This is a genomic window from Pseudomonas sp. GW822-FHT06D10 (assembly GCF_058799535.1).
The window spans coordinates 221,719-245,106 of record NZ_JBXALN010000002.1 but is presented as its reverse complement, the minus strand read 5'-3'; the positions used below and the strand labels follow the sequence as shown (position 1 = coordinate 245,106).

General features: G+C 61.9%; 28 protein-coding genes. 13 read left to right on the top strand and 15 right to left on the bottom strand.

Annotated features, from left to right (window positions below):
- The first annotated feature begins 39 nt into the window (after positions 1–39).
- From algW to AC1RL5_RS06660, 3 genes are all read left to right on the top strand, one after another.
- Positions 40–1,194 carry a Do family serine endopeptidase AlgW gene (algW, locus tag AC1RL5_RS06670; protein ID WP_011059287.1) on the top strand — a complete coding sequence of 385 codons (1,155 nt, stop codon included), beginning with the start codon at positions 40–42 and terminating at the stop codon, positions 1,192–1,194.
- An 85-nt stretch (positions 1,195–1,279) separates the two neighbouring features.
- Entirely contained in the window at positions 1,280–3,385 is a 2,106-nt protein-coding gene (locus AC1RL5_RS06665; protein ID WP_093404720.1) for a TonB-dependent siderophore receptor, read from the top strand.
- 12 nt (positions 3,386–3,397) lie between these two features.
- Complete coding sequence (locus AC1RL5_RS06660; protein WP_093404725.1) at positions 3,398–4,126, top strand: DUF4198 domain-containing protein; 729 nt, start codon at positions 3,398–3,400, stop codon at positions 4,124–4,126.
- Between the two features lie 33 nt (positions 4,127–4,159).
- On the opposite strand, the gene hisC is transcribed toward AC1RL5_RS06660, so the two are convergent.
- The 10 genes from hisC to AC1RL5_RS06610 form a co-directional block, all read right to left on the bottom strand.
- Positions 4,160–5,212: a histidinol-phosphate transaminase gene (gene hisC, locus AC1RL5_RS06655; protein WP_011059284.1), complete on the bottom strand. Its 1,053-nt coding sequence runs from the start codon at positions 5,210–5,212 to the stop codon at positions 4,160–4,162.
- Positions 5,213–5,214: 2 nt separating this feature from the next.
- Complete coding sequence (gene hisD, locus AC1RL5_RS06650; RefSeq protein ID WP_145712635.1) at positions 5,215–6,543, bottom strand: histidinol dehydrogenase; 1,329 nt, start codon at positions 6,541–6,543, stop codon at positions 5,215–5,217.
- Positions 6,544–6,697: 154 nt separating this feature from the next.
- Complete coding sequence (hisG, locus tag AC1RL5_RS06645; protein WP_011059282.1) at positions 6,698–7,333, bottom strand: ATP phosphoribosyltransferase; 636 nt, start codon at positions 7,331–7,333, stop codon at positions 6,698–6,700.
- A 129-nt stretch (positions 7,334–7,462) separates the two neighbouring features.
- A complete protein-coding gene (gene murA / locus AC1RL5_RS06640) occupies positions 7,463–8,728 on the bottom strand; it encodes a UDP-N-acetylglucosamine 1-carboxyvinyltransferase (RefSeq protein ID WP_011059281.1) in 1,266 nt (421 codons plus the stop codon).
- A gap of 22 nt (positions 8,729–8,750) precedes the next feature.
- On the bottom strand, positions 8,751–8,990 hold the full coding sequence (locus AC1RL5_RS06635; RefSeq protein WP_011059280.1) for a BolA family protein: 240 nt from the start codon (positions 8,988–8,990) through the stop codon (positions 8,751–8,753).
- A 116-nt stretch (positions 8,991–9,106) separates the two neighbouring features.
- Entirely contained in the window at positions 9,107–9,415 is a 309-nt protein-coding gene (locus tag AC1RL5_RS06630; protein WP_011059279.1) for an STAS domain-containing protein, read from the bottom strand.
- Entirely contained in the window at positions 9,412–10,065 is a 654-nt protein-coding gene (locus AC1RL5_RS06625; protein ID WP_019093344.1) for an MlaC/ttg2D family ABC transporter substrate-binding protein, read from the bottom strand. Before AC1RL5_RS06625 ends, AC1RL5_RS06630 begins: the two co-directional genes overlap by 4 nt.
- An 11-nt stretch (positions 10,066–10,076) precedes the next feature.
- Entirely contained in the window at positions 10,077–10,544 is a 468-nt protein-coding gene (mlaD, locus tag AC1RL5_RS06620) for an outer membrane lipid asymmetry maintenance protein MlaD (protein ID WP_011059277.1), read from the bottom strand.
- Positions 10,544–11,341, bottom strand: coding sequence for a lipid asymmetry maintenance ABC transporter permease subunit MlaE (gene mlaE / locus AC1RL5_RS06615; protein WP_011059276.1), 798 nt, complete (start codon positions 11,339–11,341; stop codon positions 10,544–10,546). The genes mlaD and mlaE overlap by 1 nt, the downstream gene beginning before the upstream one ends.
- Complete coding sequence (locus AC1RL5_RS06610) at positions 11,341–12,150, bottom strand: ATP-binding cassette domain-containing protein (protein ID WP_011059275.1); 810 nt, start codon at positions 12,148–12,150, stop codon at positions 11,341–11,343. The genes mlaE and AC1RL5_RS06610 overlap by 1 nt, the downstream gene beginning before the upstream one ends.
- 264 nt (positions 12,151–12,414) lie before the next feature.
- Here AC1RL5_RS06610 and AC1RL5_RS06605 point away from each other — a divergent pair, with 264 nt between their 5' ends.
- The 10 genes from AC1RL5_RS06605 (at position 12,415) to AC1RL5_RS06560 (ending at position 19,485) form a co-directional block, all read left to right on the top strand.
- Complete coding sequence (locus tag AC1RL5_RS06605; protein ID WP_011059274.1) at positions 12,415–13,389, top strand: KpsF/GutQ family sugar-phosphate isomerase; 975 nt, start codon at positions 12,415–12,417, stop codon at positions 13,387–13,389.
- A complete protein-coding gene (locus AC1RL5_RS06600; RefSeq protein ID WP_072451269.1) occupies positions 13,389–13,913 on the top strand; it encodes a KdsC family phosphatase in 525 nt (174 codons plus the stop codon). Before AC1RL5_RS06605 ends, AC1RL5_RS06600 begins: the two co-directional genes overlap by 1 nt.
- Positions 13,914–13,922: 9 nt before the next feature.
- Positions 13,923–14,495 (top strand): LPS export ABC transporter periplasmic protein LptC, encoded by a 573-nt coding sequence (lptC, locus tag AC1RL5_RS06595; RefSeq protein WP_072451270.1) that lies wholly within the window; start codon positions 13,923–13,925, stop codon positions 14,493–14,495.
- On the top strand, positions 14,482–15,027 hold the full coding sequence (gene lptA / locus AC1RL5_RS06590) for a lipopolysaccharide transport periplasmic protein LptA (RefSeq protein WP_011059271.1): 546 nt from the start codon (positions 14,482–14,484) through the stop codon (positions 15,025–15,027). Before lptC ends, lptA begins: the two co-directional genes overlap by 14 nt.
- Positions 15,027–15,752, top strand: a complete 726-nt coding sequence (lptB, locus tag AC1RL5_RS06585) for an LPS export ABC transporter ATP-binding protein (RefSeq protein ID WP_072451271.1) — start codon at positions 15,027–15,029, stop codon at positions 15,750–15,752. Before lptA ends, lptB begins: the two co-directional genes overlap by 1 nt.
- A 182-nt stretch (positions 15,753–15,934) precedes the next feature.
- Positions 15,935–17,428 carry an RNA polymerase factor sigma-54 gene (locus tag AC1RL5_RS06580; protein WP_011059269.1) on the top strand — a complete coding sequence of 498 codons (1,494 nt, stop codon included), beginning with the start codon at positions 15,935–15,937 and terminating at the stop codon, positions 17,426–17,428.
- A gap of 125 nt (positions 17,429–17,553) precedes the next feature.
- Positions 17,554–17,859 (top strand): ribosome hibernation-promoting factor, HPF/YfiA family, encoded by a 306-nt coding sequence (hpf, locus tag AC1RL5_RS06575; protein ID WP_011059268.1) that lies wholly within the window; start codon positions 17,554–17,556, stop codon positions 17,857–17,859.
- 12 nt (positions 17,860–17,871) lie between these two features.
- The gene (gene ptsN / locus AC1RL5_RS06570) at positions 17,872–18,336 is read left to right on the top strand and encodes a PTS IIA-like nitrogen regulatory protein PtsN (protein ID WP_011059267.1); all 465 of its coding nucleotides are present in this window, start codon (positions 17,872–17,874) and stop codon (positions 18,334–18,336) included.
- A 2-nt stretch (positions 18,337–18,338) separates the two neighbouring features.
- Positions 18,339–19,196: an RNase adapter RapZ gene (gene rapZ / locus AC1RL5_RS06565; protein WP_011059266.1), complete on the top strand. Its 858-nt coding sequence runs from the start codon at positions 18,339–18,341 to the stop codon at positions 19,194–19,196.
- A 16-nt stretch (positions 19,197–19,212) separates the two neighbouring features.
- The gene (locus tag AC1RL5_RS06560; RefSeq protein WP_011059265.1) at positions 19,213–19,485 is read left to right on the top strand and encodes an HPr family phosphocarrier protein; all 273 of its coding nucleotides are present in this window, start codon (positions 19,213–19,215) and stop codon (positions 19,483–19,485) included.
- A gap of 29 nt (positions 19,486–19,514) precedes the next feature.
- Here the strand turns inward: AC1RL5_RS06560 and AC1RL5_RS06555 are convergent, their stop codons facing one another.
- Genes AC1RL5_RS06555 through AC1RL5_RS06535 form a run of 5 tightly spaced genes read right to left on the bottom strand, consistent with a single transcriptional unit; the run spans position 19,515 to position 23,298 of the window.
- Positions 19,515–20,408, bottom strand: coding sequence for a ZIP family metal transporter (locus AC1RL5_RS06555; RefSeq protein WP_011059264.1), 894 nt, complete (start codon positions 20,406–20,408; stop codon positions 19,515–19,517).
- A gap of 34 nt (positions 20,409–20,442) precedes the next feature.
- On the bottom strand, positions 20,443–21,054 hold the full coding sequence (locus AC1RL5_RS06550) for a superoxide dismutase (RefSeq protein ID WP_011059263.1): 612 nt from the start codon (positions 21,052–21,054) through the stop codon (positions 20,443–20,445).
- A 1-nt stretch (position 21,055) separates the two neighbouring features.
- On the bottom strand, positions 21,056–21,505 hold the full coding sequence (locus tag AC1RL5_RS06545) for a DUF2753 family protein (protein WP_011059262.1): 450 nt from the start codon (positions 21,503–21,505) through the stop codon (positions 21,056–21,058).
- A gap of 28 nt (positions 21,506–21,533) precedes the next feature.
- The gene (locus AC1RL5_RS06540) at positions 21,534–22,910 is read right to left on the bottom strand and encodes a class II fumarate hydratase (protein ID WP_093404729.1); all 1,377 of its coding nucleotides are present in this window, start codon (positions 22,908–22,910) and stop codon (positions 21,534–21,536) included.
- Entirely contained in the window at positions 22,903–23,298 is a 396-nt protein-coding gene (locus AC1RL5_RS06535) for a hypothetical protein (RefSeq protein WP_011059260.1), read from the bottom strand. The genes AC1RL5_RS06540 and AC1RL5_RS06535 overlap by 8 nt, the downstream gene beginning before the upstream one ends.
- Between the last annotated feature and the right edge of the window lie 90 nt (positions 23,299–23,388).

Below are 23,388 nucleotides of genomic sequence, written 5' to 3'. Positions count from 1 at the left end.
GCCGTGCGCAGCCCTTCGTAACCACCCAGGACTTGCTCAATGCTCAAGGCTCTGCGTTTTTTTGGCTGGCCGCTACTGGCCGGCGTGCTTATCGCGTTGTTGATTATCCAGCGCTACCCGCAATGGGTGGGCCTGCCCAGCCTCGACGTCAATCTGCAGCAAGCCCCGCAAACCACCAGCACGCAACAGGGGCCGGTGTCCTACGCCGACGCCGTGGTGATCGCCGCGCCCGCGGTGGTCAACCTGTACACCACCAAGGTCATCAACAAGCCGGCTCACCCGCTCTTTGAAGACCCGCAGTTCAGGCGCTTTTTCGGCGACAACCTGCCCAAGCAGCAGCGCATGGAATCGAGCCTGGGCTCGGGGGTGATCATGAGCCCCGAGGGCTACCTGCTGACCAACAACCATGTGACCTCCGGTGCCGAGCAGATCGTGGTGGCCCTCAAGGACGGCCGCGAGACCCTGGCCCGGGTGATCGGCAGCGATCCGGAAACCGACCTGGCGGTGCTCAAGATCGACTTGAAGAACCTGCCTTCGATCACCGTCGGCCGTTCGGAAAACGTCCGCGTCGGCGACGTCGCGCTGGCCATCGGCAACCCGTTCGGGGTCGGCCAGACCGTGACCATGGGCATCATCAGTGCCACCGGGCGCAACCAGCTGGGCCTGAACAACTACGAAGACTTCATCCAGACCGACGCCGCGATCAACCCGGGCAACTCCGGTGGCGCCCTGGTGGACGCCAACGGCAACCTGACCGGGATCAACACTGCGATCTTCTCCAAGTCCGGTGGCTCCCAGGGCATCGGTTTTGCGATCCCGATCAAGCTGGCCATGGAAGTGATGAAGTCGATCATCGAGCACGGCCAGGTCATCCGCGGCTGGCTGGGGATCGAAGTGCAACCCTTGACCCAGGAGCTGGCAGAGTCCTTCGGCCTGGCCGGGCGCCCGGGAATCGTGGTGGCGGGGATCTTCCGCGACGGCCCGGCGCAGAAAGCCGGGATGCAACTGGGTGACGTGATCCTCAGTATCGATGGCGAACCTGCCGGCGACGGCCGGCGTTCGATGAACCAGGTGGCGCGGATCAAACCGACGGACAAAGTCTCGATCCTGGTCATGCGCAACGGCAAGGAACTCAAGCTGACGGCAGAAATCGGCCTGCGACCACCGCCCGCGCCCGTCAAAGAAGAAGAGTGAAGCTGGGCCCGGCCATGCCGGGCTAACAGCATACATTCTCATTAGTCATGTTATATTGTTTCAATATCGCTATTGGAACAGCCCCATGACGTCCCGAAGAATCCTCCCCTTGGCAGGCCTGACCCTGGGCCTGCTGGCAGATCCGCTGCTGGCCAAAGAACCTGAGCCGCTGGAACTTGAAACCACCCGTATCAGCACCGAATACGAATCCGCCACGGGCCCGGTCAAGGGCTATCGGGCCACACGCTCGGCCAGCGCGACGAAGACCGATACGGCGATCCGCGACATTCCCCAATCCATCAGCGTGATCCCCGCCAGCGTGCTCAAGGACCTGGGCAGCAACAACGTCGAACGCGCCCTGGAGTTTGCCGGCGGGGTTTCCAAGCAGAACAACTTCGGCGGCCTGACCCTGTATGAATACAGCGTGCGCGGCTTCACCACCTCGGAGTTCTACAAGGACGGCTTCAGCGCCAACCGCGGCTACCCCAGCACCCCGGACGCCGCCACTGTCGAGCGCATCGAAGTGCTCAAGGGGCCGGCCGCCAGCCTCTACGGCCGTGGCGACCCCGGCGGCACGGTGAATATCGTCACCAAGAAACCCCAGCCCGAAGCCTTCGCGACCTTGCAGACCAGTGCTGGCAGCTGGGACCGCTACCGCACCGCCCTGGACCTCAACACCCCGCTGGATGCCCAGGGTAACCTGCTGTCCCGAGTCAACCTGGCCGTGGAGGACAACCACAGCTTTCGCGACCACGTGGACAGCCGCCGGGTGTTCGTCGCGCCCTCCTTAAGCTGGCAGTTGAACCCGGACACCAGCCTGCTGCTGGAAAGCGAATGGGTGCGCCACAGCTCGACCTTCGACCGTGGCATCGTGGCCCCGAACAATCGCTGGAGCGGCGTCTCCCGCTCGACCTTCCTCGGCGAACCCGATGACGGCAACATCGACAACCACAACAACATGCTCCAGGCCACCCTGGAACACCACCTCAATGACAGCTGGAAACTGCGTCTGGCCAGCCACTACAAGGAAGGCAAGCTCTGGGGCTTCGCCTCCGAAACCCGACCGCTGAACGCCGACCGGCACACGGTCAACCGGCGCTACCGCGAGCGGGACAACAACTGGCATGACAGCATCACCCAGCTGGAACTGCGCGGCCTGTTCGACCTCGGCAGTTGGCAGCATGAACTGCTGATCGGCAGCGAATACGAGAACTACCGCAAGAACGAGCGGGTCACCAGCATTGCCGGCGGCGCCTATGCCATCGATATCTACGACCCGATCTACGGTCAGGCCAAGCCCAACGGCAAACGCTCTGGCACGGACTTTTTCGAGCATGTCGAAAGCCAGGCCCTCAACCTGCAGGACCAGATCATCTTCACTGACCGCCTGCGAGGCATGGTCGGCGCCCGCTTTGAACACTTCGAGCAAAAGATCGACGACCACACCACCGGCAAGCGCAGCCGCCAGAACCACGATGCCCTGACCCAGCGCGCCGGCCTGCTCTACCAACTGACCCCGCAGGTGGGGCTGTTCGCCAACGCCTCCACCTCGTTCAAGCCCAACAATGGGCTGGATGCGGGCGGCAAGACCTTCAAGCCCGAGGAAGGCGTTGGCTATGAAGTGGGGATCAAGAGCGAGCTGTTCGACGAGCGCTTGAGCGCCACCCTCGCCGCCTTCCATATCGACAAGGAAAACGTCCTGGCCCTGGACCCTGGCACCGACTCCAGCCGCGCCATGGGCAAGGCCCGCAGCCAGGGCTTCGACCTGCAGTTCAGCGGCCAGTTGACCGACGCGGTGCGCGTGATAGGCGCCTATGCGCTGATTGATGCGCAAGTCACCAAGGGCGACCCGGCAATCCCCGCCGGCAGCCGCATTCTCGGCGTGGCCAAGCACAGCGCCAGCCTGCTGGGGGTCTATGAATTCCAGGACGGCCGGCTCAAGGGCTCGGACATCGGCGCAGCCCTGACCTATGTCGGCGACCGCTCGGGCGAGGCCGGAGGCAGCTTCGAGCTGCCCGCCTACCGCACCCTGGACCTGCTGGCCCACTACAAGGCCAGCGACAACCTGACCCTGGGCCTGAACCTGAACAACCTGTTCGACGAGAAGTACTACGAACGCTCCTACAGCAACTACTGGGTCAATCCCGGCGAACCGCGCAATTTCACCCTCAGCCTCACACTCAACCTGTAGAAGAGAGCCGCCATGCACAGCCTCAAATCCATCGCCCTGCTGGGCCTGCTCGCCACACTGGGCGCCACCCAGGCCTCGGCCCACGGCCTGTGGACCGAACAACGACGCGGCAATATCGAAGTGATCTACGGCCACGGCGCCGAAGACGACGCCTTCAAGGCCAAGAAAATCAGCGGTGCCTGGGCCTATGACGGCGCGGCCAGAATGATTCCGGTGACTGTGCAACGCCTGGCGGACCATGCACGCCTGCAACCGCTCAAACCGCCGGCGGTACTGGCCGTGGCACTGGACAACGGCCCCTGGTCGCAAACCGCGGACAAGCGCTGGGTCAACCAGGGTCGCAGCAAGGTCCCGGGGGCCATCGCCTCGACTCACACCTACAAGTACAGCCTGGCGATCTATCAACCGGGAGCGAAGCTGCCCAAGCTGGAACAGCTCAAGCTGGTGATCCTGCCGGAAGTCGACCCGCTGACCGTCGGCCCGGGCAAGAACCTGCCGGTGCGGGTGCTGCTGGATGGGAAGCCGGTGGCCGGGGTGAAGTTGATTGGCGATTACCGCAATGCACCGAGCACCCTGAGCACCGAGACCGATGCCCAGGGACGTGCCCAAGTGCTGGTGAGGAACGAAGGCTTGAACGTGATTGCCGCAGAGCTGGAGGTAGCGCTCAAGGACAACCCGGATGTGGCCTCACGCGGCCTGTTCAGCTCCCTGACCTTCCTCGGCGAGCCGCACCACGAATAAAGGTACGGCCACCTCGGAAGCCAGGCGCCTGGACTACAGCTCGCCCAGGCCGTCGATCAGCGCCTGGTTCTGTTCCTGTGTGCCGATGCTGATCCGCAGGAACTGAGCGATCCGCTGCTGCTTGAAGTGGCGCACTATCACCCCTTGCTCGCGCAGCTTGGCCGCCAGGCCGGCTGCGTCGTGCCGCGGGTGGCGGGCAAAGATGAAGTTGGCCGCCGACGGCAGCACTTCGAAGCCCTTGGCCTGCAACTGCGCCACCACCCATTCGCGACTGTCGATCACTTGCTGGCAGGTCTTGGCAAAGTACTCGCGGTCCTCGAAGGCCGCCGCCGCTCCGACGATCGCCAGGCGATCCAGCGGGTAGGAGTTGAAGCTGTTCTTGACCCGCTCCAGGGCCTCGATCAGATCCGGGTGCCCTACCGCCAGGCCCACTCGCAAGCCGGCCAGGGAGCGCGACTTGGACAGGGTCTGGGTCACCAGCAGGTTCGGGTAGCGATCCACCAGGCTGATGGCGGTCTGGCCGCCGAAGTCGATGTAGGCCTCATCCACCACCACCACGGAATCCGGGCTGGCCTTGAGGATCTGCTCCACCGCATCCAGGGCCAACAGGCAGCCGGTGGGCGCATTCGGGTTGGGGAAGATGATCCCGCCGTTGGGCCTGGCGTAGTCGGCCACGCGGATCTGGAACTGCTCGTCCAGCGGCACCGCTTCGTGCTCGATGCCGTACAGGCCGCAATACACCGGGTAGAAGCTGTAGCTGATGTCCGGGAACAGCAGCGGTTTTTCCTGCTGCAGCAGGCCATGGAAAATGTGCGCCAGGACTTCGTCGGAACCGTTGCCGAGGAACACCTGGTTACCCTGCACCCCGTAGTAACTGGCCACCGCCTGCTTGAGCAGGTCACTGTTGGGGTCCGGGTACAGGCGCAGGTTGTCGTTGAGTTCGGCCTGCATCGCCGCCAGGGCCCTGGGCGACGGGCCATAGGGGTTTTCATTGGTGTTGAGCTTGACCAGCTTGGTCAGCTTGGGTTGTTCGCCCGGCACGTAGGGCACCAGGTTCTTGACGAACGGACTCCAGAATTTGCTCATGTTCATTGCCCCTGATCTTGGTCGTCGACGATGCGGTATTCGGCGCTGCGGGCGTGGGCGGTCAGCGACTCGCCACGGGCCAGTACCGAGGCGGTGCGGCCCAGTTCAGAGGCGCCCTGCTCGGAGCAGAAGATGATCGACGAACGTTTCTGGAAGTCATACACCCCCAGCGGCGACGAGAAACGCGCGGTGCCGGAAGTCGGCAGCACGTGGTTCGGCCCGGCGCAGTAATCCCCCAGCGCTTCGCTGGTGTGGCGGCCCATGAAGATCGCCCCGGCGTGGCGGATCTGCGGCAGCCAGGCTTGCGGGTCGGCCACGGACAGCTCCAGGTGCTCGGGGGCAATGCGGTTGGCCACTTCAATGGCTTGCTGCATGTCGCGGACCTTGATCAGGGCTCCACGGCCATTGATCGAGGTGTTGATGATTTCCGCGCGCTCCATGGTTGGCAGCAGCTTGGCGATGCTCGCCGCGACTTTATCCAGGAACTCGGCATCCGGGCTGACCAGGATCGCCTGGGCGTCTTCGTCGTGCTCGGCCTGGGAGAACAGGTCCATGGCGATCCAGTCCGGATCGGTCTGGCCGTCGCAGACCACCAGGATCTCCGACGGGCCGGCGATCATGTCGATGCCGACCTGGCCGAACACGTGGCGCTTGGCGGTGGCCACATAGATGTTGCCCGGGCCGACAACCTTGTCCACCTGGGGCACGCTTTCGGTGCCGTAGGCCAGCGCGGCCACGGCCTGGGCGCCGCCGATGGTGAACACCCGATCGACCCCGGCGATGCAGGCGGCAGCCAGTACCAGTTCGTTGACCTCGCCACGCGGGGTCGGCACCACCATCACCACCTCGGTAACGCCCGCCACCTTGGCCGGAATCGCGTTCATCAGCACCGACGACGGGTAGGACGCCTTGCCCCCCGGTACGTACAGCCCGGCGCGGTCCAGCGGCGTGACCTTCTGGCCCAGCACCGTGCCGTCGGCCTCGGTGTAGGTCCAGGAGTCCTGTTTCTGCTTCTCGTGGTAGCTGCGCACCCGCGCCGCGGCCTTTTCCAGGGCTTCGCGCTGGGCCTCGGTGATCCGGGTCAGGGCCAGCTCCAGGCGCTCGCGCGGCAGGATCAGGTCTGCCATGGAGGCCACTTGCAAGCCGTCGAAACGCTGGGTGAACTCCACCAGCGCCGCATCGCCGCGCTCGCGCACGGCCTTGATGATGTCCAGCACCCGCTGATTGACCGAATCGTCAGAGACACTTTCCCAGCTCAGCAGATGATCCAGATGACGGGCGAAATCCGGGTCGGCAGCGTTGAGTCGGCGAATTGCAGTCGGAGCGGTCATAGCGAAGGCCTCAATGATTGGCGAATGCACAAAAGGGCAAGCTTGGATTTGCAAAGCTCAGGCGCCGCAAGACTACCAAGCCATCCGCGTGGGCACCTGAGCATTCTGGCTATGACGCGGATAGATGGGCGCGGCTCAAGGCCACGCATGTGAATCAGCCGCGGTGTCGCGATTCCACTGCCTTGCGCAGGGTATCGATCAACGCCTGGATACGGGCGTGCTGCATCTTCATCGATGCCTTGTTGACCACCAGGCGGGAGCTGATGGTAGCAATCAGTTCCTGGGGTTCCAGGCCGTTGGCCCGCAGGGTATTGCCAGTGTCGACCACGTCGATGATCTTGTCGGCCAGGCCGATCAGCGGTGCCAGCTCCATGGAACCGTAGAGCTTGATGATGTCCACCTGACGACCCTGCTCGGCGTAGTAGCGCTTGGCTACGTTGACGAACTTGGTGGCCACGCGCAGGCGGCCCTTGGGTTCTGCGGCGCCAATGGCACCGGCAGTCATCAGCTTGCACTGGGCAATCTGCAGGTCCAGTGGCTCATACAGGCCCTGGCCGGTGTATTCCATCAGGACGTCCTTGCCGGCCACCCCGAGGTCGGCAGCGCCATGCTCGACATAGGTCGGCACGTCAGTGGCACGCACGATCAGCAGGCGGACATCGTCCTGGGTCGTGGGGATGATCAGTTTGCGGCTCTTGTCCGGATTCTCGGTTGGCACGATGCCCGCTTCAGCCAGAAGCGGCAGCGTGTCGTCGAGGATACGGCCCTTGGACAGTGCGATGGTCAACATGAGTAACGTAAGTCCTTATGCGGCGACTGATGCCCGGACGCAAACGGCGCCAGACATGCGTCGAGCCTGAAGACAGGCTCGACGTGAAACAGGTTCGACTGTGGGCACCTCCCTGTGCCCGTCATGCAACTAGCCCGGTACGCGGCGGATCTTGGCGCCGAGCATCTGCAGCTTCTCTTCGATGCACTCGTAACCACGGTCGATGTGGTAGATGCGATCGATCAGGGTGTCGCCTTCGGCCATCAGGGCCGAGATCACCAGGCTGGCCGAAGCCCGCAGGTCGGTAGCCATGACAGGCGCGCCCTTGAGGATTTCGGTACCGGTAACGATGGCGGTGTTGCCTTCGACCTGGATCTTGGCGCCCATGCGGTGCAGCTCATAGACGTGCATGAAGCGGTTTTCGAAGATGGTCTCGATCACCGCGCCAGTACCTTCGGCAATCGCGTTCAGGGAAATGAACTGCGCCTGCATGTCGGTGGGGAACGCCGGGTACGGAGCGGTACGCACGTTGACCGCCTTGGGGCGCTTGCCGTGCATGTTGAGCTCGATCCAGTCGCTGCCGGTGGTGACTTCAGCGCCGGCTTCCTTGAGCTTTTCCAGAACGGCTTCAAGGATGGTCGGATCGGTGTCCTTGACCTTGACGCGGCCACCGGTGACCGCAGCGGCCACCAGGTAGGTGCCGGTTTCGATACGGTCAGGCATCACTTTGTAGATCGCCGAATGCAGGCGCTCTACGCCATCGATGGTGATGGTGTCGGTGCCGGCGCCGGAAATCTTCGCGCCCATGGCGATCAAGAAGTTTGCCAGGTCCACGACTTCTGGTTCGCGAGCGGCGTTCTGCAGCACGCTGCGGCCACGGGCCAGGGCTGCAGCCATCATGATGTTCTCGGTACCGGTCACGCTCACGGTATCGAAGAAGAAATTCGCGCCGCGCAGGCCACCCTCAGGCGCCTTGGCCTTGATGTAGCCGCCTTCGACGTCGATCACCGCGCCCATGGCTTCCAGGCCGCGGATGTGCAGGTCTACCGGACGCGAGCCGATGGCGCAACCGCCAGGCAGGGCCACTTCGGCTTCGCCGAAACGGGCAACCATCGGGCCCAGTACCAGGATCGAGGCACGCATGGTTTTCACCAGCTCGTAGGGTGCCACCAGGGTCTTGATGGTACGCGGGTCGATTTCGACGCTGAGTTTCTCGTCGATCACCGGCTCGATGCCCATGCGACCGAACAGCTCGATCATGGTGGTAATGTCGTGCAGGTGCGGCAGGTTGGCCACGGTGACCGGGCCATCGCACAGCAGGGTTGCCGCCAGAATCGGCAGCGCGGAGTTCTTGGCCCCGGAAATGCGGATCTCGCCATCAAGGCGAACGCCGCCGGTAATAATCAATTTATCCATAACAGTCTCGACGCCCTTGGGCTCAGGTGCGCTCGGCCCAGGCCGCGCGGCTGAAAAATTTCATGGTGATCGCGTGGATGCTGCCATCGGCAATCCATGGGTTCAAATGGGCATAGATGCTCTGCTGACGCTTCACCGGGCTCAAGGCCGACAGTTCGTCGCTAATCACGTTCAGCTGAAAGTTGCAGCCTTCGCCCTCAACTTCTACCTGAGCTCCGGGCAGCTTTCCCTCAAGAAAGCTCTTCACTTCGTTGGCCTGCATGCTCAACCTCAATCGGCGCCCTGTGCGCGCGGGTCGGACATCATACAAAAAAGCCCCGCGCCTGCGAACCCCGCATAGCAGGACTCTGACGGGGGGCTTCTATATAGAGATGTGGGTTATTGGGGATGGGCGAAGATTTCGGTGACTCCGGAGACCTCGGCGATCTCGCGCATGTCCTCGGGCAGCGCACGAACGCTCACCGCCTTGCCCAGTGCCTGGCCATCACGCATGAAGGCCAGCAGCAGCGCGAGTCCGACGCTGGAGGACTTCTCCACCGCCGAGCAATCGAGCACCAGCGCCGGTGCCTGGCTCGACTTGATCAGTGCCTGGCCCTGCTTGCGCAGGCCCGGGCCGCTGCGGTAATCCAGCACGCCGCTGATCAACAGTTCCCCGGCGTCACCGAGGCGCACGGCCGATTCACTCATTGCGCAGCCTTTTGTGCAGCGTCTTCGGTCACTTCCTTGGCCTTGGCCACCTCACCGGCCCAGCCGTCGATGGTCTTGTCCAGGTTGTTGCCATTGCGCTGCATCGCGTCGGCGAACTGATCACGGAACAGCTTGCCGATATTGATGCCGTTGATGATCACGTTACGCACTTTCCACTCGTCGTTGATCTTTTCCAGGGTGTAGGACACTGGGTAGATCGCGCCGTTGTTGCCCTTGACCTGCATATCGACGCTGGTGCGGGTGCCGCTTTCATCCTTGGCCGGAGAAACCGTGATGCCCTGGTTGTTGTACTCCAGCAAGGCATTGCCATAGAACTGCATCAGGCTGCGCTTGAAGTTTTCCTGGAAGCGCGCCATCTGCTCCGGCGTGGCCTTGCGCGAATACTTGACGGTCATGATGCTGCGGGAAATGCCATCGGCATCCACCACAGGACCGACGATGCTGTTCAAGGCATTGTAGAAGTCGTTCGGACTTTGCTTGTACTTCTCTTTATTGGCCGCCAGGTCAGCGAGCAGACGGGTGGTCGTGTCCTGCACCAGATCATGCGCGGAAGGCGTGCTTGCCGCGTTGGCCAGCAACGGCAGAGCCGCCAGCAGCACCAACAGGCCACGTCGCAAGATAGAGATCATCGAAAAACTCCTCATTTGGCGTCTTTGCTAACGGTATTGAGCAGGAATTTACCGATCAGGTCCTCCAGTACCAGCGACGACTGGGTGTCGTGGATGGTTCCACCATCCTTGAGCAAGGCTTCTTCCCCGCCCACGCTGATACCGATGTATTTCTCACCCAACAGGCCAGCAGTCAGGATAGATGCAGTGGAGTCAGTCGGTAGATTATCCACGCGCTTTTCCAATTGCATCGTTACCCGGCCAGTGAAGCTGTCACGGTCCAGATCGATCGCCGTGACCTTGCCGATGGTCACGCCGGCCATGGTCACTTTGGCTCTGACCGTCAAACCGGCGATATTGTCGAAGTAGGCGTAAAGCTTATAAGTATCGGTGCTCGCGGTTGGAGACAAGCCACTGACTCGCAGGGCAAGCAACAGCAAAGCCAGGATGCCGGCCAGCAGGAAAAGGCCGACACCGATTTCCAGGGTGCGGTTTTGCATCAGAAATCTCCAAACATCAAGGCGGTCAGAATAAAGTCCAAGCCGAGTACGGCCAACGAGGCATACACCACGGTCTTGGTAGTGGCACGGCTGATCCCCTCTGAAGTGGGCTCACAGTCATAGCCTTGGAAAACGGCGATCCAGGTCACTACAAACGCAAAAACAATACTTTTGATCACACCGTTGAGCACGTCACCACTGAAGGTCACGCTGTTCTGCATGTTCGCCCAGTAGGAGCCGTCGTAGACTCCCAGCCAGTCGACAGCGACCCACGAACCGCCCCAGATGCCCACCACGCTGAAAATCATCGCCAGCAATGGCAAGGAAATGAAGCCGGCCCACAGGCGCGGCGCAATGATGTACTTGAGCGGGTCGACACCGATCATCTCCAGGCTGGAGAGCTGCTCGGTGGACTTCATGTTGCCGATTTCCGCGGTCAGCGCCGAACCGGCACGCCCGGCGAACAGCAGCGCAGTCACTACCGGCCCAAGCTCCCGCAACAGGGTCAGGGCCACCATCTGCCCCACCGCCTGCTCCGAACCGTAGCTGGAAAGGATATTGAAGCCCTGCAGCGCCAGCACCATGCCGATGAAGATCCCGGACACGACAATGATCACCAGGGACATCACGCCCACTGAGTGCAGTTGCTTGACCAGCAGGCCAAAGCTGCCGCCGATGCCACCGCGGCCCAGCAGCGCATGGAACAGGAACAGCGTGGAACGCCCCAGTACCGCCAGGACATCGATGCCTGAGCGACCGAAGAGGCGAACCCTCTCGATTAGCGATATTTTGCGCATCAGCGCTTCCCCAGAAGATCTGCGCGGTAGTCCGTCGCTGGAAAGTGAAACGGCACCGGGCCGTCGGGATCGCCCTTCATGAACTGACGGATACGCGGATTATCGGAGTCCATCAGCTCTTCGGGAGTTCCCTGGCCCAACACCTGGCCATCGCCCACTACATAGAGGTAGTCGGCAATGCTCGCGGTTTCCGCCAGGTCGTGGGAAACCAGGATGCTGGTGATGCCCAGGGCATCGTTGAGCAGCCGGATCAGGCGCACCAGAACGCCCATGGCAATGGGGTCCTGGCCCACGAAAGGCTCGTCGTACATGAGGATCTGCGGATCCAGGGCAATCGCCCGGGCCAGGGCGACCCGGCGCTTCATGCCGCCGGACAGCTCGTCGGGCATCAGGTCGACCGCGCCGCGCAAGCCCACCGCCTGCAACTTGAGCAGGACGATGTCACGAATCATTTCGTCCGGCAGTTGGGTGTGCACCCGCAGCGGAAAGGCCACGTTCTCGAACACGTCCAGGTCGGTGAACAGTGCGCCGCTCTGAAACAGCACGCCCATCTGCTTGCGCGCGTCGAACAGATCGCTGCGCGATAGGCTCGGCAGATTCTGGCCATTGACCCACACTTCGCCGCTGCTGGGCCGCAACTGCATGCCCATCAAGCGCAACAGGGTGGTCTTCCCACAGCCGGAAGGCCCCATGATGCCGGTGACCTTGCCCCGCGGAATACGGATATCCACGTTATTGAAAATGCTGCGCGTACCGCGCTTGAAGGACAGTCCCTTCAGCTCGACCGCGTAGGCGTTATCGGCACTCATCTAAACTCCTTGCGATGCAGCCTATCACTCGGACGCTTGGCTCCCTGCCGGGAGTACATGCCCCTGGGCAGGCCGAACTGGCGGCGAACTATATCACTGCTGATACGGAGCCCCCAAGGCCGACGCCACCCCCGTTCAGGTCGACGACAGGCAAAAACCAGACTTTCCTCGCGCCCGGTAGACAAAGCCTGACGAACTTGCGTGAGGGATTTGTTCATTACCGCTATAATCGCCGCCTTTTCATCGGGCTATACGATTTCAGACATGAGCCAATCCAGCGACCTGATTCAATCAGCACAACGCACCATCCGCCTCGAACTACAGGCAGTAGAAGGCTTGCTGCCCCATATCGACGCAGATTTCGTACGCGCTTGCGAGATGATTCTGGCCAGCAAAGGCCGCGTAGTGGTGGTCGGCATGGGCAAGTCCGGGCACGTCGGCAACAAGATTGCCGCTACCCTGGCCAGCACCGGGACCACGGCCTTCTTCGTCCATCCTGCCGAAGCCAGCCATGGCGACATGGGCATGATTACCCGCGATGACGTGATCCTGGCCCTCTCCAACTCCGGCTCCACCAACGAAATCGTCACCCTGCTGCCCCTGATCAAGCGTCTGGGCATCCAGTTGATCAGCCTCACCGGCAACCCCGAGTCGCCGCTGGCCAAGGCGGCTGACGTCAACCTCAACGTCCACGTCGAGCACGAAGCCTGCCCGCTGAACCTGGCACCGACCTCCTCGACCACCGCCGCCCTGGTCATGGGCGACGCCCTGGCCGTGGCGCTGCTGGAAGCCCGCGGCTTCACTGCCGAGGACTTTGCCTTCTCCCACCCGGGTGGCGCCCTGGGCCGTCGCCTGCTGCTCAAGGTGGAGAACGTCATGCACGAAGGCAGCGATCTGCCCCAGGTGCAACGCGGCACCCTGCTCAAGGATGCGCTCATGGAAATGACCCGCAAGGGCCTGGGCATGACCGTGATCCTGGAGGCCGACGGCCGCCTGGCCGGGATCTTCACCGACGGCGACCTGCGTCGCACCCTGGATCGGGCCATCGATATACACCATGCCACCATCGATTCGGTGATGACCCCTCATGGCAAGACCGCACGTGCCGACATGCTGGCCGCCGAAGCCCTGAAAATCATGGAAGACCACAAGATCAGCGCCCTGGTGGTGGTGGACAAGGAAGACCGGCCGATCGGCGCCTTGAACATGCACGACCTGCTGCGCGCGGGAGTGATGTGATGAGTGCCGACCTGCTGCAACGCGGTAAAAACATCAAGCTGGCGGTATTCGATGTCGATGGCGTGCTGACTGACGGGCGCCTGTACTTCCTCGAAGACGGCAGCGAGTTCAAGACCTTCAACACCCTGGACGGCCAGGGCATCAAGATGCTGATGGCGGCCGGCGTGCAGACGGCGATCATCAGTGGGCGCAAGACCCCGGTGGTAGAGCGCCGGGCCAAGAACCTCGGGATTCCCCACCTGTACCAGGGCCGCGAAGACAAGCTGGTGGTATTGGACGAGCTTCTTGGCCAACTGGGCCTAAGCTATGAACAGGTCGCCTATCTGGGCGACGATTTGCCCGATCTGCCGGTGATCCGCCGCGTGGGGCTGGGCATGGCGGTGGCCAATGCCGCAGCGTTTGTCCGCGAACACGCCCACGGCGTCACCCTGGCCCGCGGCGGCGAAGGTGCCGCCCGCGAGTTCTGCGAACTGATCCTGCGTGCCCAGGACCGCCTTGAAGCAGCCAATGCCGCTTACCTATAGAGCCTTCCCATGCTGAGCAAAAAGATTCGCAACATCCTGATCTTCGGGACCATCGCCCTGCTGTTCGCAGCGGTCGGTTACTGGAACATCAGCCCGGAACGCTTCCTCGACAAGCCGGTGGCCCAGGTCGACGAAAGCGCCATTGACTACTACGTGATCAACGCCCGCAGCGTGCAGTACCTGCCCGACGGCAAACTGCAGTACGAAATGACCTCGGACAAGGTCGAGCACGTCAAGGCCAGCGAAGTGACCCTGCTGACCAAGCCGGACCTGCAGATGTACCGTGGCACCACGTTCCCCTGGCATGTTCAGAGCGAACGCGGCGAGGTCAACCCGGACGGCACCGAGGTCGAGCTGATCGATTCGGTACGGGTTTCCCGCACCGACGAGCGCAACCGCAACCTGCTGATCACCACGACCCGCATGACAGTATTCCCGCAGAAGCAATATGCGCAGACCGAGCAAGCCGTTAGAATCGACGGCGCCGGCGGCGTGACTACGGCCAAGGGAATGAAAGCGTATTTGAAAGACGGCAGGATGAACCTGCTATCGAACGTAAGAGGACAGTATGAGGCTCGTTAAAACCCTCCCTATTTTGCTCAGTCTGGGCGCAGCACTGGGAAGCGTGAGCGCCTGGGCTCTGCCGAACGATAGCCAACAGCCGATCCGCATCCAGGCCGACGACGCCCAGCTGGACGACAAGAACGGCGTGGCCACCTACAAGGGCGATGTCATCATCACCCAGGGTTCGATGAAGATCACCGGCAACACCGTGACCATCACCCGGTCCAAGACCGGTGAAATCGACGTGGTGACCTCGGTGGGCAACCTCGCCTACTTCGAGCAACTGCAGAAGCAGACCGACCCGAAACCGGTCCAGGCCTACGCCGTGACCATCCAGTACCATGCCCAGCAGAACCGCATCGTGCTGATCGACAAGGCCAAGGTCATCAACGACGGCAATACCACCGAAGGCGAGAAAATCGTCTACGACACCGTCAAGCAGGTTGCCAACGCCGGTCGCGCCAATGGCAGCTCGGTGACCGCGCCGCGTCCGCGGATCGACATGGTCATCCAGCCGAAAAAGAAAACCGACGAGCAAAAGGCCCAGTAATGGCAACTCTGAAAGCTCAGCACCTGGCCAAGAGCTACAAGAGCCGCCAGGTCGTGCGTGATGTCAGCCTGTCCATCGACAGCGGTCAGATCGTCGGCCTGCTCGGCCCCAACGGCGCCGGCAAGACCACCTGCTTCTACATGATCGTCGGCCTGGTCCAGGCCGATCAGGGCCGCGTCCTGATCGACGACCTGGATGTCAGCCACCAACCGATGCACGGCCGCGCACGCGCCGGTATCGGCTACCTGCCCCAGGAAGCCTCGATCTTTCGCAAGCTGTCGGTGGCCGACAACATCATGGCCATCCTCGAGACCCGCAAGGAGCTCGACAAGGCCGGCCGTCGCCATGAACTGGAAAGCCTGCTGCAGGAATTCCACATCAACCACATCCGCGACAACCTCGGCATGAGCCTGTCCGGTGGTGAGCGGCGCCGCGTGGAAATCGCCCGGGCCCTGGCCACCGCGCCCAAGTTCATCCTGCTGGACGAACCCTTCGCCGGTGTCGACCCGATCTCGGTGGGCGATATCAAGCAGATCATCCACCACCTCAAGGCCAAGGGCATCGGGGTGCTGATCACCGACCACAACGTCCGGGAAACCCTGGACATCTGTGAGACCGCCTACATCGTCAACGACGGGCAACTGATCGCCGAAGGCGACTCCGAGACCATCCTGGCCAACGAACTGGTCAAGGAAGTCTATCTGGGCCATGAGTTCCGCCTGTAAGGGCTGATGTGTTGGGCTGGACGCCAGGGCGCCGGGAACAATAAAACCCTACAAACTTTATTGTTACAGCGCTCTAGGCAAACACTTCAGTTTCAGGCATATAATTTGCTTATGTTTGGCGCTCCGGCGCCCTGTAGTGGATGGCGCATGTGCGCCGGCAAATAAGGTGTTAAGCCCCTGCCATGAAACCATCGCTAGTCCTTAGAATGGGCCAGCAGCTGACGATGACACCGCAGCTGCAACAGGCCATCCGCCTGCTCCAATTGTCGACCCTGGACCTGCAACAGGAAATCCAGGAAGCCCTGGAGTCCAACCCGATGCTCGAGCGCCAGGAAGAAGGCGACGACTTCGACAACAGCGACCCCCTGGCCGACAACACCGAGTCCAAACCCAATACCGAGATCCAGGAGCCCTCCTACCAGGAAACCGCCCCCACGGTGGACAACCTCGAGGACGGTGAGTGGAACGAGCGCATCCCCAACGAACTGCCGGTCGACACCGCCTGGGAGGACGTCTACCAGACCAGCGCCAGCAGCCTGCCCAGCAGCGATGACGACGAGTGGGACTTCACCACCCGCACTTCGGCGGGCGAGAGCCTGCAGAGCCACCTGCTCTGGCAACTGAACCTGGCGCCGATGTCGGACACCGACCGCCTGATTGCCGTGACCCTGATCGACTGCATCAACAATCAGGGCTACCTGGACGAAACCCTCGAAGAGATCCTCGAAGCCTTCGATCCGGAACTGGACATCGAACTGGACGAGATAGAAGCCGTCCTGCACCGCATCCAGCAATTCGAACCCGCGGGCATCGGCGCCCGCAACCTGGGCGAGTGCCTGTTGCTGCAACTGCGCCAGTTGCCGGCGAAAACGCCCTGGCTGGGCGAGGCCCAGCGCCTGGTCAGTGACTACATCGACCTCCTGGGCAGCCGCGACTACAGCCAGCTGATGCGGCGCATGAAGCTCAAGGAAGATGAGCTGCGCCAAGTCATCGAGCTGGTGCAGAGCCTCAACCCCCGCCCCGGTTCACAGATCGAATCCAGTGAAGCCGAATACGTGGTCCCGGACGTCATAGTGCGCAAAGACAACGAACGCTGGCTGGTGGAACTGAACCAGGAGTCCGTGCCGCGCCTGCGGGTCAACGCCCAGTACGCCGGTTTTGTACGCCGCGCCGACACCAGCGCCGACAACACCTTCATGCGCAACCAGTTGCAGGAAGCCCGCTGGTTCATCAAGAGCCTGCAAAGCCGCAATGAAACCCTGATGAAGGTCGCCACCCAGATCGTCGAGCACCAGCGCGGCTTTCTCGAATATGGCGATGAAGCGATGAAGCCGCTGGTTCTGCACGATATCGCCGAGGCGGTGGGCATGCACGAATCGACGATTTCCCGGGTGACTACGCAAAAATTCATGCATACCCCACGGGGCATATATGAGCTGAAATACTTTTTCTCCAGCCACGTCAGCACTTCGGAAGGCGGTGAATGCTCGTCCACGGCGATCCGCGCGATCATCAAAAAATTGGTGGCCGCGGAAAATCAGAAAAAGCCGTTGAGTGACAGCAAGATCGCTGGTTTACTGGAGGCACAAGGCATTCAGGTAGCCCGTCGTACCGTCGCCAAGTACCGCGAATCCCTTGGGATCGCGCCTTCCAGCGAACGTAAGCGGTTGATGTAGCCGCAGGGCTGGCCACAGCGTTTCAGAGTGTGTTTGAAAAGGGCCCGGTGCCGTTTTCAAACGTAGTCTAGGTGGCAGGCAACCCAGCCTGCCGCGTTATGCACTGGCAACGAAGGAGAAGCTGTATGCAAGTCAACATCAGTGGACACCAACTCGAAGTGACTGAACCCCTGCGCGTCTACATCGGCGAAAAACTCGACCGGCTGGAGAGGCACTTCGACAAGATTACCAATGTGCAGGTCACCATGGCTGTCGAGAAGCTGAAGCAGAAAATCGAAGCCACCCTGCACATCCACGGTGGGGAGGTCGTTGCCAACGCAGAACATGACGATATGTATGCCGCAATCGACCTGCTCACGGACAAGCTTGACCGCCAACTGAAAAAGCATAAGGAAAAGCAACTCCACCTTCTCCAAGGCACGGGTCGCTAACACTCCCCTCCCATGATCCGACTTGAAAGCATCCTGACCCCCGGCCGTTCCCTGGTGAACGTGCCGGGCGGCAGTAAAAAACGCGCCCTCGAACAAATTGCCAACCTGATCAGCCGTGAAGTGCCTGATCTGGAGATGCAGGATGTCTTCGAGAGCCTGATTGCCCGTGAAAAACTCGGTTCCACCGGTTTTGGCAACGGCATCGCCATTCCCCACTGCCGCCTCAAAGGCTGCGAGTCGCCCATCAGTGCGCTGATGCACCTGGACGCTCCGATCGATTTCGACGCCATCGATGGCGCACCGGTCGACCTGCTGTTCGTCCTGCTGGTTCCGGAAGCCGCGACCGATGCACACCTGGAACTGCTCCGGCAGATCGCCAGCATGCTCGATCGCAAGGAAGTCCGTGACCGGCTGCGCAGCGCCACCAGCAACGAAGCCTTGTATCAGGTCGTTCTGGACGAGCAAAACGGTCAGTAATCATGCGTTTGATCATCGTCAGCGGCCGCTCCGGCTCAGGTAAAAGCACCGCCCTCGATGTTCTCGAGGACCACGGCTACTACTGCATCGACAACCTGCCAGCCGGCTTGCTGCCGGAACTGGCTGAACGTGCGTTGATCCACACCGAACTGGCGCAACCGCTGGTGGCGGTGTCCATCGATGCCCGCAACCTGCCCAGTCATCTGTCGCGCTTCCCCGAATTGCTGGAAGAAGTGCGCAGCCGGCATATCCAGTGCGACGTGCTGTACCTGGATGCCGACGAAGAGACCCTGCTCAAGCGCTTCTCCGAGACCCGTCGGCGCCACCCGCTGAGCAGCGCCAACCGCTCCCTGGCCGAAGCCATCCACGATGAAACCCAACTGCTGGGGCCGATCGTCGACCTGGCCGATCTCAAGGTCAACACCACCAACCTGAACCTTTACCAACTGCGCGACACCATCAAGCTGCGACTGTTGAACCAGCCGGAACCCGGTACCGCGTTCCTGGTGGAGTCCTTCGGCTTCAAGCGCGGCATGCCGGTAGATGCAGACCTGGTGTTCGACGTGCGCTGCCTGCCCAACCCGTATTGGAAGCCCGAGTTGCGCGCCCAATCGGGCCTGGATGCGCCCGTGGCCGAGTATCTGGCGGCGCAACCCGATGTCGAGGAAATGTTCCAGGACATCTCCAGTTACCTGCTCAAATGGCTGCCACGCTTTGCCGCCAGCAACCGCGCCTATGTGACCATCGCCATCGGCTGCACCGGCGGGCACCACCGCTCCGTGTACCTGACCGAGCGCCTGGGCCAGGTCCTGCAAAAATCCCTGAAGAACGTCCAGGTTCGCCACCGCGACCTTAGCTGAAAGGATCTACCCCGCGATGCCAGCTCTGGAAATCGAGATCATCAATAAACTGGGCCTGCATGCCCGTGCCTCGGCCAAGTTCGTCGGCGTGGCCGGGCAGTTTCCCTGCCAGATCCGCGCCGGCAGGACCCCGGACTCCATGGTCGACGGCAAAAGCATCATGGCCATGATGATGCTGGCCGCCGGCAAGGGCACCAGGATCCACCTGAAGACCGAAGGCGAGCAGGAACAGGAAGCGATGGATGCGCTGGTGGCGCTGATCAACAACTTCTTCGACGAAGGCGAGTAGGCCCGGGCGGGCCCCTCACCATACGGCTCTCAGGCGAGTGCCGTATCCATGACCATCATCAGGCAGAAACCGATGCACAGGCCAAGGCTGGCAAGCTTGTCATGGCCATTGCGACGCGACTCCGGAATCACTTCATGAGTGACCACCAGCAGCATCGCCCCCGCCGCCAGGGCCAGGCCCAGGGGCAGCAATACCTGCGCCAGGCTCACCAACCAGGCGCAGAGCAAGGCAAAGACCGGCTCCACCAGACCTGAAGCCGCACCAATCAGGAATGCCTTGACCCGCGACATCCCCGCCCCCGCCAATACCAGGGCAATCACCAGGCCTTCCGGTACATCCTGCAGGGCAATGCCCATGGCCAGGCTGTCCGCATCCGGCATGCCGCCTCCGGCCGACACCCCCACCGCCATCCCTTCAGGAATGTTGTGGGCAATGATGGCGAAGACGAACAGCCAGATACGCGGGGCAATCACCGGATGCTCTGGCGTGCCCACCAGCACCTCCGGGCTGCCCCCCGAGACCTTGAGATCCACCAGGAACAGGCCAAAGGCCCCGAGCATGATGCCGGCGCAGATCAGACCGCTGGAGCCCCAGGCAGACAAGCCCAGGTCCTGGGCCGCAGCGATGCCGGGGACGATCAGCGAAAATGCCGTGGCCGCCAGCATCACTCCGGCACCAAAGCCCAGCAGGGTGTCGCTCACCGCCACCGGCATCCGCCGGATCACCAGCACCGGGACCGCCCCCAGCGCCGTGCCCAGCGCGCAGATCGAACCGCCCTGCAAGGCGCGCAGCAAGCGCGGCTCCAGGTTCAGCCAGCTCAACCCTTGAGCCACCAGCAACGCCGTGCCCGCCAACAGCAACAGCGAACCGAAGGCATAACGAAACATTCGCCCGCTGCTGATTGCCAGTGTTTCAGTGCCCATAGTCGGCCTTAGATCTTGTTTTGATGGAAAGGTATCAAGCCATCGCGGCCTGGTAGCGCTGAGCGACTTCCGGCCAGTTGATGACGTTGTAGAAGGCGTTGATGTATTCCGGGCGGCGGTTCTGGTAGCGCAGGTAGTAGGCGTGCTCCCACACATCCAGACCGAGGATCGGCGTATTGCCGTTCATCAGCGGGCTGTCCTGGTTACCGCTGCTTTCCACCACCAGTTTCTTCTCCGGTGTCACGCTGAGCCAGGCCCAGCCACTGCCAAAACGGGTGAGTGCGGCCTTGGTGAACGCTTCCTTGAAGCTCTCGAAACCACCCAGTTGCTGCTCGATGGCTTGCCCCAGGGCGCCTTGGGGATGACCGCCACCGGCGGGTGTCATCACCGCCCAGAACAGCGAATGGTTGGCATGCCCGCCACCCTGGTTGATCACCGCAGCACGCAGTTTTTCCGGCAGTTGCTGAACGCTGGCTACCAGCTTTTCCACCTCCCACCCTGCCCATTCGGTCCCCTCGACGGCGGCGTTGAGGTTGTTGATGTAGGTCTGGTGATGCTTGGTGTAGTGGATTTCCATGGTTTGCGCATCGATGTGCGGTTCCAGGGCGTCGTAGGCGTAAGGCAGTGCAGGCAAGGTAAAGGACATATCAATGGGCTCCGTAAGAGGGGCTGTCTGGTTGCGGGCTGTCGGCTGACAGGCCCGCGACGTTGCTGTCCAGCAAACGGTGAGTGCGCGGGTATTCGCCGTGATCACCGATGAAATTCAGCAGTTCGACGTAGGTCTTGCTGCTTTGGCGCAAGGCCGCTTCCCGCAGGGCTGTGGGCAAGCGGCTGTCCTGCATGGTCTGCAGCAACCGCTGATGGATGGCGCAGAGGTATTCCGCGCTCTCCTCCGGCTGATTGAGGCGCAGGTGCAGGTCTGCCAGGTTGTGATGGGAAATCACACAGGCCGCCACCGCTTCGTCGGCATCCGACCAGCGCTCGAACAGCACCTGGGCCAGGGCCAGCGCCTGCAGGTAGAACTCGCGAGCATCCACCAGCTCGCCCTGCATAAAGAGGCGATTGGCCCTTTCGATCGTGCGTTTCCAGTGCTCCATGGTGAGCCTCCAAAGCGGTGTCGGTGGGTTACACGCCGCCGGCAGTGAGCTTTTCCGGGTCCAGCAGGACCTCCAGCTGGCTGCGTGACAGATCGGTATGTTCAAGGGCCACGTCGATCACCGGGCGCCCCTGCTTGTAGGCGGTCTTGGCGATTTCTGCAGCCTTCTGATAGCCGATGATCGGGTTCAGCGCCGTGACCAGGATCGGGTTGCGCGACAGCGCTTCCTTGAGCTTGGGTTCGTTGACCTTGAAGCTGGCGATGGCCTTGTCCGCCAGCAGGCGGCTGGAGTTGGCCAGCAACTCGATGCTGCTCAGCAGGTTCTGGGCAATGATCGGCAGCATCACGTTGAGCTCGAAGTTGCCCGATTGCCCGGCCACAGTGATGGTGCTGTCGTTGCCGATGACCTGGGCGGCGACCATCGCGGTGGCTTCAGGAATCACCGGGTTGACCTTGCCGGGCATGATCGACGAACCGGGCTGCAAACCTTCCAGCTCGATCTCGCCGAGCCCGGCCAGCGGGCCGGAGTTCATCCAGCGCAAGTCGTTGGCGATCTTCATCAACGACACCGCGGTAGCCTTGAGCTGGCCGGATACCGTCACCGCAGTGTCCTGGGAGCCGATCAGGGCGAAGAGGTTCTTGCCCGGGGTGAATTGCACCTGGGTCAGCTTGCTCAACTGCTGGCTGAAACGCGCAGCGAACTCGGGATGCGCATTGATCCCGGTGCCCACAGCGGTGCCGCCCTGAGCCAGGGATTGCAGGCTCGGCAGCAGATCCTGCAGGTGGCTGATATTGGCCTTGAGTTGCTGCGCCCAGCCCTCCAGCACCTGACTCATGCGCACCGGCATCGCGTCCATCAGGTGAGTGCGGCCGGTCTTGATGAAGGGGTGCACCTGTACCGCCTTGCGCTCGATGACCTCCACCAGATGCACCAGGGCCGGCAGCAGTTGCTCATGCAGGGTCAGCGCGGCGCTGACATGAATGGTGGTAGGGATGATGTCGTTGCTGCTCTGGCCGCAGTTGACATGGTCATTGGGGTTGACCGGCTCACCCAGCAGGCGGCTGGCCAGGGTTGCCAGTACTTCATTGGCGTTCATGTTGGAACTGGTGCCAGAGCCGGTCTGGAAAATGTCCACCGGGAAGTGCGGCATGAAATCACCTTCCAGCAGACCCTGGGCGGCATCCACGATGGCCTTGCCCTGGGCTTCGCTGATCTGCCCCAGTTCGACGTTGGCCTTGGCCGCAGCTGCCTTGGCCAGGATCAGCGCACGGATGAAGGCTGCCGGCATGCGTTGGCCACTGATGGGAAAGTTGTCCACCGCACGCTGGGTCTGGGCGCCGTACAGGGCCAGTTCCGGTACCTGCAGTTCGCCCATGCTGTCGCGTTCGATACGGGTATTACTCATCGGGAAATCCTTGCACCAGTTCTATCAGGGGAATGGAAGGCAGCAGCGAGCAGGTCGCCAACTGCCAGGCGTGGCTCTGCCAGCGCTTGAGCCGGCAATTGCACAAAGACAACCGCTCCATGTCGCGCAACGGCCGCCAGGCCTGGTCCAGGCACTGGCTGCGCCAATGCCAGGGCAGCGCTGTATCGGTTGCGGTATCGATCAATAAACGGAAGGAAGTTTCAGCGACGGTCCAGGCCGACATCGCGGTACAGCAGGCCAGGTAGCGGCCTTCGGCGAGGTAATGCTCGATCAGACGGGGCTCGTCCGGTTCCAGTGCGCAACGGATCTGGCGGCTCATCCAGCGCCAGCTTTCGAGGTAAGGCTGCTCGTGCAAGGCAGAACTCATGACCTGGGCTCATCGAATAATGATTTTCATTATTAAATGATATTGAGAATCAAATCAATCTGGCTTGTATGATTTTTGTCCAACTCTTAT

Bases quoted from the DNA above. Each gene is read 5' to 3' on its own strand.
- algW (WP_011059287.1), top strand. From the start codon at position 40: ATGCTCAAGGCTCTGCGTTTTTTTGGCTGGCCGCTACTGGCCGGCGTG.
- AC1RL5_RS06665 (WP_093404720.1), top strand. From the start codon at position 1,280: ATGACGTCCCGAAGAATCCTCCCCTTGGCAGGCCTGACCCTGGGCCTG.
- AC1RL5_RS06660 (WP_093404725.1), top strand. From the start codon at position 3,398: ATGCACAGCCTCAAATCCATCGCCCTGCTGGGCCTGCTCGCCACACTG.
- hisC (WP_011059284.1), bottom strand. From the start codon at position 5,212: ATGAGCAAATTCTGGAGTCCGTTCGTCAAGAACCTGGTGCCCTACGTG.
- hisD (WP_145712635.1), bottom strand. From the start codon at position 6,543: ATGACCGCTCCGACTGCAATTCGCCGACTCAACGCTGCCGACCCGGAT.
- hisG (WP_011059282.1), bottom strand. From the start codon at position 7,333: ATGTTGACCATCGCACTGTCCAAGGGCCGTATCCTCGACGACACGCTG.
- murA (WP_011059281.1), bottom strand. From the start codon at position 8,728: ATGGATAAATTGATTATTACCGGCGGCGTTCGCCTTGATGGCGAGATC.
- AC1RL5_RS06635 (WP_011059280.1), bottom strand. From the start codon at position 8,990: ATGCAGGCCAACGAAGTGAAGAGCTTTCTTGAGGGAAAGCTGCCCGGA.
- AC1RL5_RS06630 (WP_011059279.1), bottom strand. From the start codon at position 9,415: ATGAGTGAATCGGCCGTGCGCCTCGGTGACGCCGGGGAACTGTTGATC.
- AC1RL5_RS06625 (WP_019093344.1), bottom strand. From the start codon at position 10,065: ATGATCTCTATCTTGCGACGTGGCCTGTTGGTGCTGCTGGCGGCTCTG.
- mlaD (WP_011059277.1), bottom strand. From the start codon at position 10,544: ATGCAAAACCGCACCCTGGAAATCGGTGTCGGCCTTTTCCTGCTGGCC.
- mlaE (WP_011059276.1), bottom strand. From the start codon at position 11,341: ATGCGCAAAATATCGCTAATCGAGAGGGTTCGCCTCTTCGGTCGCTCA.
- AC1RL5_RS06610 (WP_011059275.1), bottom strand. From the start codon at position 12,150: ATGAGTGCCGATAACGCCTACGCGGTCGAGCTGAAGGGACTGTCCTTC.
- AC1RL5_RS06605 (WP_011059274.1), top strand. From the start codon at position 12,415: ATGAGCCAATCCAGCGACCTGATTCAATCAGCACAACGCACCATCCGC.
- AC1RL5_RS06600 (WP_072451269.1), top strand. From the start codon at position 13,389: ATGAGTGCCGACCTGCTGCAACGCGGTAAAAACATCAAGCTGGCGGTA.
- lptC (WP_072451270.1), top strand. From the start codon at position 13,923: ATGCTGAGCAAAAAGATTCGCAACATCCTGATCTTCGGGACCATCGCC.
- lptA (WP_011059271.1), top strand. From the start codon at position 14,482: ATGAGGCTCGTTAAAACCCTCCCTATTTTGCTCAGTCTGGGCGCAGCA.
- lptB (WP_072451271.1), top strand. From the start codon at position 15,027: ATGGCAACTCTGAAAGCTCAGCACCTGGCCAAGAGCTACAAGAGCCGC.
- AC1RL5_RS06580 (WP_011059269.1), top strand. From the start codon at position 15,935: ATGAAACCATCGCTAGTCCTTAGAATGGGCCAGCAGCTGACGATGACA.
- hpf (WP_011059268.1), top strand. From the start codon at position 17,554: ATGCAAGTCAACATCAGTGGACACCAACTCGAAGTGACTGAACCCCTG.
- ptsN (WP_011059267.1), top strand. From the start codon at position 17,872: ATGATCCGACTTGAAAGCATCCTGACCCCCGGCCGTTCCCTGGTGAAC.
- rapZ (WP_011059266.1), top strand. From the start codon at position 18,339: ATGCGTTTGATCATCGTCAGCGGCCGCTCCGGCTCAGGTAAAAGCACC.
- AC1RL5_RS06560 (WP_011059265.1), top strand. From the start codon at position 19,213: ATGCCAGCTCTGGAAATCGAGATCATCAATAAACTGGGCCTGCATGCC.
- AC1RL5_RS06555 (WP_011059264.1), bottom strand. From the start codon at position 20,408: ATGGGCACTGAAACACTGGCAATCAGCAGCGGGCGAATGTTTCGTTAT.
- AC1RL5_RS06550 (WP_011059263.1), bottom strand. From the start codon at position 21,054: ATGTCCTTTACCTTGCCTGCACTGCCTTACGCCTACGACGCCCTGGAA.
- AC1RL5_RS06545 (WP_011059262.1), bottom strand. From the start codon at position 21,505: ATGGAGCACTGGAAACGCACGATCGAAAGGGCCAATCGCCTCTTTATG.
- AC1RL5_RS06540 (WP_093404729.1), bottom strand. From the start codon at position 22,910: ATGAGTAATACCCGTATCGAACGCGACAGCATGGGCGAACTGCAGGTA.
- AC1RL5_RS06535 (WP_011059260.1), bottom strand. From the start codon at position 23,298: ATGAGTTCTGCCTTGCACGAGCAGCCTTACCTCGAAAGCTGGCGCTGG.